At 49.9% G+C, this 13,564-nt stretch carries 10 protein-coding genes and 1 pseudogene; 6 read left to right on the plus strand and 5 right to left on the minus strand.

The features are described 5' to 3' along the window. Positions 1-392: 392 nt before the first annotated feature. Together AS151_RS16615 and AS151_RS16620 are read left to right on the plus strand one after the other, a co-directional pair. Entirely contained in the window at positions 393-2,087 is a 1,695-nt protein-coding gene (locus tag AS151_RS16615; RefSeq protein WP_071518188.1) for an AarF/ABC1/UbiB kinase family protein, read from the plus strand. Positions 2,088-2,120: 33 nt separating this feature from the next. Then, positions 2,121-2,486 carry a hypothetical protein gene (locus AS151_RS16620; protein ID WP_071518189.1) on the plus strand — a complete coding sequence of 122 codons (366 nt, stop codon included), beginning with the start codon at positions 2,121-2,123 and terminating at the stop codon, positions 2,484-2,486. Between the two features lie 84 nt (positions 2,487-2,570). On the opposite strand, the gene AS151_RS16625 is transcribed toward AS151_RS16620, so the two are convergent. The 4 genes from AS151_RS16625 to AS151_RS16640 form a co-directional block, all read right to left on the minus strand. Next, on the minus strand, positions 2,571-2,942 hold the full coding sequence (locus tag AS151_RS16625) for a Mo-dependent nitrogenase C-terminal domain-containing protein (RefSeq protein ID WP_071518190.1): 372 nt from the start codon (positions 2,940-2,942) through the stop codon (positions 2,571-2,573). Between the two features lie 303 nt (positions 2,943-3,245). Further along, positions 3,246-5,093, minus strand: coding sequence for a ribonuclease J (locus AS151_RS16630; RefSeq protein ID WP_084639655.1), 1,848 nt, complete (start codon positions 5,091-5,093; stop codon positions 3,246-3,248). Between the two features lie 274 nt (positions 5,094-5,367). Then, a complete protein-coding gene (gene dapA, locus AS151_RS16635) occupies positions 5,368-6,252 on the minus strand; it encodes a 4-hydroxy-tetrahydrodipicolinate synthase (RefSeq protein WP_084639657.1) in 885 nt (294 codons plus the stop codon). A gap of 135 nt (positions 6,253-6,387) precedes the next feature. Continuing rightward, positions 6,388-7,407, minus strand: a complete 1,020-nt coding sequence (locus AS151_RS16640; RefSeq protein ID WP_071518192.1) for an aspartate-semialdehyde dehydrogenase — start codon at positions 7,405-7,407, stop codon at positions 6,388-6,390. 899 nt (positions 7,408-8,306) lie between these two features. On the opposite strand from AS151_RS16640, the gene tig reads away from it, so the two are divergent. The 4 genes from tig (at position 8,307) to AS151_RS16670 (ending at position 13,190) form a co-directional block, all read left to right on the plus strand. After that, positions 8,307-9,743 carry a trigger factor gene (gene tig, locus AS151_RS16650; protein ID WP_071518194.1) on the plus strand — a complete coding sequence of 479 codons (1,437 nt, stop codon included), beginning with the start codon at positions 8,307-8,309 and terminating at the stop codon, positions 9,741-9,743. A gap of 398 nt (positions 9,744-10,141) precedes the next feature. Further along, the gene (gene clpP, locus AS151_RS16660) at positions 10,142-10,810 is read left to right on the plus strand and encodes an ATP-dependent Clp endopeptidase proteolytic subunit ClpP (RefSeq protein ID WP_071518196.1); all 669 of its coding nucleotides are present in this window, start codon (positions 10,142-10,144) and stop codon (positions 10,808-10,810) included. A gap of 68 nt (positions 10,811-10,878) precedes the next feature. Next, positions 10,879-12,222 (plus strand): ATP-dependent protease ATP-binding subunit ClpX, encoded by a 1,344-nt coding sequence (gene clpX, locus AS151_RS16665; protein WP_071518197.1) that lies wholly within the window; start codon positions 10,879-10,881, stop codon positions 12,220-12,222. A 122-nt stretch (positions 12,223-12,344) separates the two neighbouring features. After that, positions 12,345-13,190 carry an alpha/beta hydrolase gene (locus AS151_RS16670; protein WP_071518199.1) on the plus strand — a complete coding sequence of 282 codons (846 nt, stop codon included), beginning with the start codon at positions 12,345-12,347 and terminating at the stop codon, positions 13,188-13,190. A gap of 154 nt (positions 13,191-13,344) precedes the next feature. Here AS151_RS16670 and AS151_RS22595 read toward each other — a convergent pair. Then, positions 13,345-13,564: pseudogene (locus AS151_RS22595) on the minus strand (hypothetical protein); the annotation flags it as partial.

Below are 13,564 nucleotides of genomic sequence, written 5' to 3' on the forward strand. Positions count from 1 at the left end.
AAATGGGGCTAAAGCCCCACGAGGCGCTTTTCCTCCCCGCGCTAAAGCGACGGGGATTCCAAGCTACCGAAAGTTTTACTTGACACCTATTCATAGAAACGCATAGAAAGAAAACTTTATGTATCGTAATTTTTCTTCATAAAAAATACAACATTTCTTTGAAGCAGGACTGAAGGGAGGTTTGAAACGCACTCCAATTGAGGAATTCCCATTTTGCTAAAAATCTTTAAAAAAATTGAGGACTCGTAAAGTTTGTAGTTTTGTATACTAAGAATTGACAACCCATATATTTGCTAAACGCTCGTATATTTTTTCTCCCCGAACTACCGAGGTAGTGGAAGCATACTATCTATTTTCTTTATCGTTATTGGATTGAGAGGCCGAATATTAGTGTGAACCAACATTCCATCGAACAGCTAAAAACCTACGATCCCGAAGCGATCGCGCATTACTATCGCCGTCGTCCCCTAAAAGTTCTAGGACGTGCCCTGCAAGTAGTTTGGTCCTTTCTCGGATTTTTGCTGGGGATCTTTTGGGACCGCATACGCAAACAAACCCACACCCCCCAACGTGCGGAACAGTTGCGCCGCATTCTCACCAAACTGGGACCCACCTACATCAAAGTAGGGCAAGCCCTATCTACACGTCCAGATTTGGCTCGCAAAGACTTTGTAGAGGAATTGGTCAAGCTGCAAGACCAACTACCTCCTTTCGATAACGAAACCGCCATTAGCATCATCCACCAAGAACTGGGATACCATCCAGAAACCATTTTCGTATCCCTCTCCGAAAATCCCATTGCCGCCGCTAGTTTGGGGCAGGTCTATCGCGGGCGCTTGCACAACGGCGACGAAGTAGCTGTGAAAGTCCAACGTCCCCATCTGCTGCCCATTCTGACCTTAGACCTGTACCTAATTCGATGGGGCGTTCAATGGCTATCTCCCTGGCTACCGGTTAATTTGGGACATGACTTGACCCTCATCGTTGATGAATTTGGCATCAAGCTTTTTGAAGAAATCGACTATATTAACGAAGGCAAAAACGCCGAGAAATTTGCTTATAATTTCAGAGATAATCCCAACGTCAAGGTTCCCCGCATTTATTGGGACTACACCAGCAAACGGGTTTTAACCCTAGAGTGGATTCAAGGCTACAAACTCAACGGCGCTTCCAGCCTCATTGCTGCCAACGTTGATATTAACAAGTTTATCCAAGATGCGGTGGAAGCTGGATTGCAGCAGCTACTGGAACATGGCTTTTTCCATGCCGATCCCCACCCCGGCAATTTGTTCGTGCTATCCGATGGACGAATTGCCTATATTGACTTTGGCATGATGGACCAACTGGACCAATACAGCAAAGAAACCATCGTGGATGCTTTGGTTCATTTGGTCAACAGAGATTACGAAGATTTAGCCGAAACCTTTGTCAAATTAGGGTTTTTAGCTCCGGGAACCGATATTAATCCCATCATACCGGCCTTGGAACAGGTGTTGGGGGATATTATCGGCGAACGGGTGCGTGACTTTAACATTAAAACTGTCACCGATCGCTTCTCGGATATTATGTACGACTATCCCTTCCGAGTACCTGCCAGCTTTGCCTTGATTATTCGTTCGGTGGTGACCCAGGAAGGGCTAGCTATGAGCATCAACCCCGAGTTTAAATTGGTAGAAATGGGCTTTCCCTATATTGCCAAGCGGTTGCTAACCGGGGAAACGGCAGAATTGCGCCGCCGTTTGGTGGAAATTCTGTTTAAAGATGGTAAGTTTCAATGGCATCGTTTGGAAAACTTGATTGCCTTGGCTCGCCGGGACGAAGATTTTGATATCCTACCTACAGCACAACTCGCTTTGCAGTATTTGATGTCGGAGGAAGGAACCTTTTTACGCCAGCGTTTGATTTGGGCTTTGACAGAAGACGATCGCTTGCATACGAAAGAAGTACAACGGATTTGGGATTTAATCAAAGCCGATTTGCAACCCGCCCGTTTGTTTGATGTAGCCCTGGGAACCCTGGCAGACCTATCGCCAGCGGCTATTTCCCAAAACAGCGACTCGCTCAATGGTTCCTCCCCCGGCGATTGATAAAACCATTTTTGACGGAGTTACAGTCCCTTGATGTACGCAAACCCGCCTTATTTTTTATTGGCTGTCGGCTTGCTTATTGGTATGGCCTGCGGTACGGCGTTTGAAGCCACCCTCAAGCAAATCGTTAGCAAATGGGCTAATAGCAAACCCGAACAAATTGCCCAAAAATTCCGCGAACCCCGGTTGTTGATTCCTTTTTTGGGAATTATCGGCGGCATCGCCCTGTTTTTGGCGGCTGGCTTGTCCATTTTTGGCTTGCCCTTACCTCTAGCCTTGGCCGTTTCCAGTCTGCTGACAATTTTTAGCGGGCTTCTGGTCTGGTGGCAATTGGGCAAACTGCTGCTGCAATTGTACGAAGGGGGTTCCCAAGCAATTGACTTGGATGCTTTCTTTTAAAGCAATTTCCACCCATAACAGCACAAGGGGCGAGCCAATTCGCCCCTCTTTTTTTGGTTCTTTGGTTGGCAGGTATGGCGTAGCCTAACAATATGGGCTAATGTCTTCGCCACACTCATCGGCTAAGAAACACAAAGCGCGAAAACGCAACGCAACAACCTCTTCGTACAGGGGATTGAGTTTGCACAAAGGAGGAATGTGAAATAATGTGCGGTTGCCTAGTTTGATGTCTCGCTCGAAAGGACACTGGGCGGGAATCAATTTACAGAGGAAATGGGCTTGTTTGGCGCTGTCAATTTGAATGCCATTAAGCCAAGCGCGCAAGGGGTGCAAAAGGTCGAAAACTTGGCGTTGGGTTTTTGGTTGGGAAGATGCTTGCGTCGATGCGTCGGTGGTTCTTACCTCAATCCAACTCAGTAGGGACATATTTTGTGAAGAACGGTCCAATACACTCATTATGGGTTTTTCCTTTGAAGATTGCTGGGAATGGCTCGATGGAAATCTTGGTTGGATTGGTAAGCGGCGGTTCGCAAGATTCCCATCGGAGGCTACCTGGATTCCCTTCTCCGGTATAAAACAATAACCATAAAGTTTTCCAGTGTTTGAAGCACTTTTTCTATTGGATCGTGAAAACGAAATAGCTTTTATTTATAATTTTTTCTTATAAAACTGCCCGATAAAAAATGGGGATCCTCCCCGCAAGTGGGCGATCCCCTGGTTGGTGTTAAGTATTCTTGCTTAGAAAATTTTAAGATTCTGCTAGGAGGCTACTTTGGTGGCACTGCTGCGCCGGCGACGGGTGGAACGAGTAGGCGAATCGCTGACAGAATCCATCATGAAAATCAACAGGGGATTGCTTTGCAACTCCCGACGTAGCAAGCGACCCAACGCCTGTTCCAGACACTCGCGCAGTCCCTCCCAATTAACGGCATCTTCGTCTTTTCTGCCGGATTGCACGAACTCGGACCAGCGTTCGTTCAAGATATCGTAAATGGTGCGTTCGATGAGCTTTTGTAACAGGGTGGTTTCTACCGAGGTGACCACGCCGCGTACGTGTACCTGCGAGTTGCCCACCATTTTGCCTTTGTCGCTGATAACGGTGGCAACGGTAACCACCCCATCTTCCGCCAGGCGCTGGCGTTCGGCCAGGATATCGTCATGGACCATGCCGGTACGGGAAGAGTCTACCAGTTCGATGCCTGAACAGACGCGGTCCACAATTTCAATTTGCTCGCGGCTCAAACCAACCACATCGCCGTTGCGGATTATCAGCGTATTTTCCTTGGGAATCCCCATTTTTTGGGCAGTTTCCGCGTGTTTGACCAACATGCGATGTTCCCCGTGAACCGGTAGGAAGAATTTGGGTTGGGTTAAAGCCAGCATCAATTTCTGGTCTTCCTGGCAGCCGTGACCGGAAACGTGAATTCCCTGGTGTTTGCCGTAAACGACATTCGCGCCTTTCATCATTAATTTATCAATGGTGTTGACCACGGCAATGGTATTGCCTGGAATGGGATTGGCGGAAAAGACGACGGTGTCGTTTTCTTGGATGGCAATTTGCCGGTGTTCGCCGTTGGCAATCCGCGTTAAGGCGGCGAGGGGTTCTCCTTGGGAACCGGTGGTCAAAATCAGAACTTTTTCTGGCGGCAGTTTCTTAATGGTGTGTAGCGGCTGAAACAGACTGTCGGAACATTTGATGTATCCTAGATTGCGAGCGTGGGCGATGACGTTCATCATGGAACGACCCACTAGGGAGACCACTCTGCCCTGTTTTTCTGCCAGTTGCAGGATGATGTTTACTCGGTGTACGGAGGAGGCGAAGGTGGTGACCAAAATCCGCCCCGGTGCTTGGGCGAACACGCGGTCTAAGTTGGGATAAACCGACATTTCGGAAGGGGTGAAGCCGGGGGCCTCGGCGTTGGTGGAGTCGCTAATGAGGCAGTGGACGCCTTTTTCGCCGTATTCCGCTAGCCTTTGCAGGTCGAACCGTTCCCCGTCAACGGGGGTGTGGTCGATTTTGAAGTCTCCCGAATGAATAACAACACCTACGGGGGTGTTGATGGCGACGGTGAAGCTGTCGGCCATGGAGTGGGTGTTGCGGATGAATTCAATGCTAAAGTGGCGGCCGAGTTTGACTTGTTCCCGCGGACCGACGGTTTGTAGTTGGGTGCGATCGCTCACCCCAGCTTCTTCTAGCTTGGAACTCAGCAAAGCCATGGCCAGGCGCGGACCGTAAATAATGGGAATTTCTACTTGTTTTAGGTGAAAAGGAATCCCACCGATGTGGTCTTCGTGACCGTGGGTGACAATCATGCCTTTGAGTTTGTGGCTGTTCTTCCGTAAGTAAGTCATGTCCGGCAGGACGATGTTGACACCATGCATGGAATCGGTGGGAAAGGCCAACCCCGCATCCAGCAAAAACATTTCGTCGTCGTATTCAAAGATGCAGGTGTTTTTGCCAATTTCGTGCAATCCTCCCAAGGGAATAATTTTGAGTTGGGGGGCGTTGTTTTTGCTTTGGTTCTGGGGAGAATTGTCTTTGGTCCGCTCTTTCTTTTTGTTTTTAATGGGTTGTGGGTTCTTTTCGTTTTTACTGTTTCTTTTCATTTGTTGACCGTTCCTTGTTTAGATATAGATGGGTTCCTGGATAGGTTTGCTACTGTGAAGAATTTGCTTAACATGTCCTCTTGAAAGGCAAATTTCCCATCCCCATGACCAATTAATGGATAGGCGGGAAATGGTTGCCTGTGGCGAGGGAACACCACGCTACAAGCATCAATAAAAGGTATCAATGATGGGATAAGCACAACGCCAGACCGGTTGCTCCCAGCGGGCATTGGCTTGCTCCCAAATCGACAAACATATGTTTTTTGAGATGCCTTTAAAACAACCCTAAATTGGTCATCACCCGCTTCAGGGTAGAGACCACTTCCGCATCTGGTTCGCATAAAGGCAGACGGGGCGACCCCACTTCCCATCCTTGCAGTTGCAAAGCGGTTTTGACTGGGATGGGATTGGTGGTGGCAAACAAAGCTTTAAATAGGGGGGTTAGATCCAAGTGCCCTTGCAGTGCTTTTTGATGGTTCCCGCTTTCAAAGTTGGCAATCATCTCTTGCAAGCGATCGCCTACTAAATGGCTGGCCACGCTGACCACGCCGCTGCCCCCGACAGACAAAAGTGGTAGGGTGAGCGAATCCTCTCCCGAGTAGATGGCAAAGTCGGAAGGGGTCAACCGCCGAATTTCGCTGACCTGGTCCAAATGGCCACTGGCTTCTTTGACGGCGATGATGTTGGGAATTTCCGCCAGCCGTGCCATGGTTTCTGGTTCCAAGTTGCGCCCCGTACGTCCGGGAATGTTGTACAGCATAATGGGTAAGTCGGGGCTGGCTTGGGCGATCGCCCGGAAGTGCTGGTATAACCCCTCTTGGGGCGGTTTGTTGTAGTACGGTACCACCTGCAACGTACCGTCTAATTCCAGTTTAGCGGCTTTTTGCGTAGCCGCGATCGCTTCGGCGGTGGAATTGGACCCCGTACCAGCCATGACTTTGGCCTTGCCGGCTACAGCCTGGGCAATGGCGCGAAATAGTTCGTACTCTTCTTCCCAAGTGAGCGTCGGCGATTCCCCAGTGGTACCGCAGACCACCAACGTATCGGTGCCTCGTTCCACCAAATGGGCCGCTAGCTTCTCGGCGACCTCGTAGTTAACGCTGCCGTCTTCGCGAAACGGCGTTACCATTGCCGTTAAAACACGTCCGAAATGTGCCACCCTAATCTATACTCCTCCTAAATTTCACCAAACAATCAGTTTTTGTCTTCTCAGTAGGCAAACCCTCTCTTGACACAAAAACCATTTTGTGCATTCTTCTCAAAAGGGGCGTCTCTGTTTGCCCTGGCATCCTACCTACTTAACCAGCCCGCGGGCAATTAGTAACTGCGCAATCTGAACCGCATTCAAAGCCGCTCCTTTGCGCAATTGGTCCCCAGACAGCCATAGCTCCAAACCATAGGGATGGGAAATATCTTCACGAATGCGTCCCACCAGCACCTCATCCTGACCGCTCGCATCAATAGGCATGGGGAAATAATTAGCTTGCCAGTCTTCCACTACCTTCACCCCGGGCGCTTGCCCCAACACCTGGCGCGCTTTGTCCGCAGGAAATGGTTCGGCAAACTCTAAATTAAGGCTTTCCGAGTGCGCGCGCAAGACCGGTACCCGCACGCAAGTGGCCGTTACCCGCAAATCGGGGCTGCCAAAAATCTTGCGGGTTTCGTTGACCATTTTCATTTCCTCGGTGCAGTATCCCCCATCGTCAATATCCGAATTGTGGGGAAATACGTTAAACGCCAGGGGGTAGGGAAATTCTTGCGTGGGTGGTGTTTCCTGGTCGAGAATGGCTTGGGCTTGCCGCTTGAGTTCTTCCATGGCCTTGGCACCGGCACCGCTAGCCGACTGGTAGGTAGCCGCCACCAATCGCTGCACTGCCTGCACCTGATGCAAGGGATACACCGCCACGGCCATCAAAATGGTGGTGCAATTGGGGTTGGCAACGATACCCTGATGCTTGTCCGCCGCTTGGGGATTGACCTCCGGCACCACCAAGGGCACCTGGGGGTCCATGCGGAAGGCACTGGAATTATCCACCACCACAGCACCAGCTTCTACCGCTTTGGGGGCCCAATATTTGGCTTGGGAACTGCCTGCCGAAGCCAGCACCAAATCGACATTTTGAAAGGAATGTTCCGCCACCGCTTCCACGTAGAGTTTTTCCCCGCAAAACATCAAAGAGCGACCGGCCGAACGCTCAGATGCCAGCAGCTTGAGGTTGGCTACTGGCATCTCGCAATTTTCTAAAATCGCTAGCAACTCCGTGCCAACGGCACCGGTGGCTCCCAAAATAGCTACGTTATAAGATTCTGGCAAATCAACTCCTCCTGCAAGACTGTCAATAAAAGCAAAATAGTGAATTTTTATAAAATTAGTGAACTGAGGGGATAGGGATAAAAGTTTGGATATTTTCCAGCAATAGGAAAAAGATCCGATGAGTTTATGGTAACGGCAATGGTTCCCCTCTCAATAAATAGTGAAAACAATTTACTTATAGATGCTTTTGGTTTTTTTGGGTTCGTGCAGCCAGGAAAATTTCCCCAGGCGTTTTTCTGTCTGCCGTAATTTTAACCATAGTAGCGGATTTTGACCAACTTTGTACGCCGGTACCACCGGCCATCTGTAGGGCAAGTTTACCGGTTTTGGGAAATTCTGCCAAGAACTGGGTTCTTTCTTTAGGAGAGGGGGCCGAGCGTAATCCAGTCAAAACAGGTAGTTTCCAAACGCCAGGAGGTAGTTATGATAAAATAACGGTACGCTGCGCGGGGTTGAATTTTTCCCCAATGGAGTGCCACGCTAAAGACCGGCAGCGATCGCCCTTGAGGCTAGACCTGCCCTCATTTCCTCTCACCGCCCCCAATGGTGGTACAGACAGGCGTCAAACATGGATGTCCGTTAGATCCTGGCATGGGCGTCGGGACAGCGTTGCCATGGGATCGACTTCGGAAATCGCAGAAGCGATCGCTTTTCTGGTAGCCTAAAAAACGGCCAATCGCCAACATAGCGGTTGCCCATCCCGGTTCTGTGGAACCTCCCCAAAAACCGTGTCTGCCAGGACCGACCAGAAGCGACCTGCCCACCGCGCAGTTGCCAGAACGGACCATCGATTCCCACCCCTACAGACACCGACCGACCCGACGCTTTCGGTCGGATAGCGTCAACCAAGAAACAGCCAAGATACAGAGATTTCGTGTAGGAGCTAGTAGCCAAAGCTTATGAAAGTTACCCAGGAAAAACTGCCAGGCAGCCAAATCGGCTTAGAAATTGAAGTTCCCCCAGAAATGTCCAAGCAGGTGTACGAGGACACGGTTAACCAACTGAAGCGTTCTGCGAATATTCCTGGGTTTCGCAAAGGGAAGGTACCACGTCAAATTTTAATCCAACAACTCGGACCCAATCGCATTCGAGCTGCTGCCCTGGAAGAACTCATCGACAAAGCTTTAAAAGAAGCCGCCCAAGAAGAATCGGTAGAATCCATCCCCAGGATTGGCGAATTTCAACTGCGCTCTTCCTACGAAGATTTAATAGCTGCCTACAAACCAGGAGAACCCCTGAGCTTTTCCGTAGCGGCTGACGTGCAGCCGGAAGTCGAGCTCAAGCAATACCAAGGCCTCCACGTACAAGTGGAACAGGTGGAATACGACCCGCAGCGCGTGGAAGACACCATCGAAGAAAAACGCGCCGAAGCAGCTACCTTGGTTCCCGTAGAAGGCCGTCCCGCCCAACACGGCGATGTCGCCATTGTAGATTACACAGGCTACTTTCAAACCGAAACCGGGGAAACCGGCGAAGAAATTCCCGGTGGCAGTGCCGAAAACTTTCAGCTGGAACTGAGCGAAGGTCGGCTGCTACCAGAAATCATTGAAGCTGTCGTAGGTATGACCCCCGGGGAAAGCAAAGAAACCACCATCACCTTTCCCGAAGATTACGGCGCGGAAAATTTAGCCGGGGAAACCACCACCTTCCACATTACCCTCAAAGAACTCAAAGAAAAAGAACTACCCGAACTCAACGACGACCTTGCCAAGGAAATCAGCGAGTTCGAGACCATAGACGAGCTGCGGCAATCTCTCGAAGAACAATATCAAAAAGAGGCGCAGCAACAAACCGACAACAACCTAGAACAAGCTTTAGTGTCCAAATTGCTGGAACAGGTAGAAGTGGACTTGCCCAATACCCTAATCGAGCGGCAAGTGAACGTACTGTTGCGTCAGTCCATGATGCAGTTGGAACAGTACGGCATTGATATTTCCCAGGTGCTCGATCGCGATTCCATTCCCAAATTAAAGGAAGAAATGCGCCCGGAAGCCATCCAAGAAGTCAAACAAAGCCTGGCTTTGCAGGAAATTGCCAAGCGGGAATCCCTAGAGCTAGACGAAAATGAGATAGAACAAGAAATTGAAAGGCTCAAGCAACAACTCCCGGACGAACAGCTCGATCCGGACGCTCTACGCAATTACGTAGAGGAGAACATGCAAACGAACAAAGCGATGGAATGGCTGAAAGAGCACAGCCAAGTAGAATACGTTCCTGAAGGAACCTTCAGCCAGCAGGAGGAAGAAAACCAGCAGGAAGACCCCCAGGAAGAAGCACAACCCACGGATATAGACGTAGAAGCAACCACCAAAGAATCGGAAACCAGCGAATCTTAATACCTGCCTCCAGAACCGAAAATTCAGCTTCTCCGGGGGCGGCCTGCCACTGCGCCCGCTAGCATCTCGGGAATCCCTAAAACAGCCTTGCCAGGGGTTTCCCGAGAATTGTTTTGATGTGGCATAATAGTACCCACAACTATCTGGGTAGTGCCCTGTGGGGAAGCACCGCTATTGATGGCGGCTTGCCGCTGGGAATGTCCATGGTTTGGGAAGGCTTTCCATGGTTGTAACACGCTGAGTTGGTTCAGTTTTGCAAATTTTTTCCTATTTCCCCTTGCTTGTGGGGCATAATAGTACCAAAGGCCTTTATATATACGTCAAATCCCCAGCGTCCCCAGAAGGCGCACCTGTCACGAAGTACTTGCAAAATCCGTAGCCATTTTCGTAACAAATACATGCTTAGATCTCAATACTCTGGTTTTTTCCCTACCAGCGAGAACCCAACCGATGTTTCCTCTACCCATGCCAGCTCCCCTCAAGCCAATACCGTTATTCCCATGGTGGTGGAGCAATCTGGTATGGGCGAGCGCGCCTTTGATATTTATTCGCGGCTATTGCGGGAGCGGATTGTCTTTTTAGGTTCGCAAGTGGACGATACGGTGGCTGATTCCATCGTGGCTCAGTTGCTCTATTTGGAAGCTGAAGACCCAGAAAAAGATATTCAGCTGTATATCAACTCTCCCGGAGGTTCGGTTTCCGCTGGGATGGCCATTTACGATACCATGCAGCAAATTCAACCCGATGTGGTTACCATTTGCTATGGTTTGGCAGCAAGTATGGGGGCGTTTCTGCTCGCTGGTGGTGCCCCGCAAAAACGCATGTCTTTACCGAGTTCCCGGATTATGATCCACCAACCCCTTGGTGGCGCGCAAGGGCAAGCAGTCGATATTGAAATTCAAGCGCGGGAAATTTTATACCTGAAGCGGACGCTCAACGAACTGCTGTCGTACCATACCGGGCAACCGCTCGAAAAAATTGAAATCGATACCGAGCGCGATTTCTTTATGTCGCCGGAAGAATCTCGCGAGTATGGTTTGATCGACCAAGTCATTACCCATCGCTAGTCCCGGCTACAATCGTTTGTTTGATTCTGTGAACCAGACCATCTCTGCAATCTAAGAAGAGGCAGCTTATGTCTAAGTACGACTCCCATCTGAAATGTTCCTTCTGTGGCAAGTCTCAGGAGCAGGTTCGCAAGTTGATTGCTGGTCCGGGAGTCTACATTTGCGATGAATGTGTTGACTTGTGCAACGAAATTTTAGATGAAGAATTATTTGACTCATCTTCTGCGACGGCACCGCCGCCTGCCCAAAATTCGGAACCGACAGAACAACAACGGCAGGCGCGATCGCCGCTTTCTCTGAACCAGATTCCCAAACCCCAAGAGATAAAAAAATATCTAGATGAGTACGTTATTGGGCAGCACGAGGCGAAGAAAATTCTGTCCGTTGCTGTTTACAACCATTACAAACGCCTGAACTTTGCCAACGCCAAAGCGAAAGGGAAGGTATCGCCGGAAGATACCGTAGAATTGCACAAGTCGAATATTCTCCTGGTAGGCCCCACCGGCTGTGGCAAGACCATGCTGGCACAAACCCTAGCAAGAATGCTGGATGTGCCGTTTGCCCTGGCCGATGCCACCACCCTCACTGAGGCAGGATACGTGGGCGAAGATGTGGAAAACATCTTACTGCGTTTGCTTCAGGGGGCGGATTTCGACGTGGAAGAAGCGCAACGGGGCATCGTTTATATCGACGAAATCGATAAGATTGCGCGCAAGAGCGAAAATCCCTCTATTACTCGCGATGTCTCCGGAGAAGGCGTACAGCAGGCGTTGTTGAAAATGCTGGAAGGTACGGTAGCCAACGTACCTCCCCAAGGGGGTCGCAAGCATCCCTATCAAGATTGTATCCAAATCGATACCAGCAATATCTTGTTTATTTGTGGCGGTGCCTTTGTGGGCTTGGAAAAAACAATCGAACAGCGCCAGGGTCGCAAATCCATGGGCTTCGTACAATCGGGAGAAGGGCAAGCCCGAGAAAAACGTACGGCCGATTTGCTCAAACAAGTGGAACCGGAAGATTTGGTGAAATACGGTATGGTTCCCGAATTTATCGGTCGGATTCCCATTGTGGGTTCTGTGGAACCTCTCGATGTGGATGCTCTGGTTTCGATTTTGACCCAACCACGCAATGCCCTGGTGAAGCAGTACGAGAAGCTGCTAAAAATGGATAACGTGCAGTTAGAGTTCAAACCCGATGCCATTCGCGCGATCGCGCAGGAAGCCTACCGCCGCAAAACTGGTGCTCGGGCTTTGCGAGGCATTGTGGAAGAGCTGATGCTAGATGTGATGTACGAGTTGCCTTCGCGCAAAGATGTCAGCCGTTGTGTCATTACGCGGGAAATGGTGGAACAACGCTCCACCTCGGAACTGCTTTTGCATCCTTCTTCTTTACCCAAACCCGAATCGGCTTGAGGCAAAACTATCTAGCTAGCAAGCAAGTATAGACAAGGATGAAGTATCTCTGGTTGGCTTCATCCTTTTATCTTCGGTTTGTTGGTTCTATCTTTAACCTCGATGGATTGATTGTAGGCACCATGTCTTACACCAACATTCGCGGCGTAGACCACTACTACGAATGGATTCGAGAATCGTCGGCATCGACGGAGAAACCCGTCATGGTTTTCCTGCACGGTTGGGGTGGGTCTACCCGCTACTGGCAGAATACGGCAGAGGCTCTTTCCCCTTGGTTCCACTGCTTGCTGTACGATTTGCGCGGATTTGGGCGATCGCGCTTGCCCCAGGAAAACCATCTCGACTACGAACTGGAAACCTATGCCGACGACCTCGCCATCTTGCTGGAAAACCTGAATCTAGAGGAAGTTTACATCAACGCCCACTCCATGGGAGCTTCCATTGCCACGCTATTTCTTAACCGCTACCGGGAACGGGTTCGCAAAGCCATTCTCACCTGCAGCGGTATTTTTGCATACGACGAAAAAGCCTTTACCGTCTTTCACAAAGCCGGTACCTTGGTTGCCAAATTCCGACCCCAATGGCTACGGAAAATTCCCCAGGTCGATCGCTTGTTTATATCGCGGTTTTTACACCGCCCCCTACCGCGCCACATCAGTCAGGCATTTTTAGAAGATTATCTCATGGCGGATGAAGAAGCCACCATCGGTACCATTTATACATCCGTCAGCAAAAAAGCTGCCGAAATCATGCCGGATGAGTTTTCCAAAATTAGCATTCCCACGTTACTAGTTTCGGGAGAATACGATAAAATTATTCCCGCCAAAATGGGAGCACATGCTGCTTCTTTTAGCGAAAAAGTGTATCACCTAGTAATGCCCAGAACCGCCCATTTTCCCATGCTGGAGGATAAAGATACTTACTTAAGAAACGTTAAAGAATTTCTGGAAATCCAACCAGCAAGCTAATCCCATTATCGCCCTTAGGTAGGGGCGCTAGCTGTCAACGCCGCGAAACGCCCCTATTTTTTAAGCATTTTTTCAAGTAAAACTTTCGGTAGCTTGGAATCCCCGTCGCTTTAGCGCGGGGAGGAAAAGCGCCTCGTGGGGGCTTTAGCCCCATTTACGCCGTGCATAATTTGTTCGACCTCCTAATTAAGTGGGTTTGTTTTAGCCCGAACTGACCCATCCGCTTCCAGTTTGCATCGTAAACGCTGACTTTCTTCGTCTTCTCCGTATCGGTGAAACCGCCAACCCACCCAAAAAACACTTGCCCCTTAGTTGTGACGCGCACTTGATCCCCGGCTCGATAACCAAACGGCGTTACGGTGCCACCTTTGCGC

Origin of the sequence: Geitlerinema sp. PCC 9228 (assembly GCF_001870905.1) — a bacterium.
In the GTDB taxonomy this organism is placed as follows: Bacteria; Cyanobacteriota; Cyanobacteriia; order Cyanobacteriales; family PCC-9228; genus PCC-9228.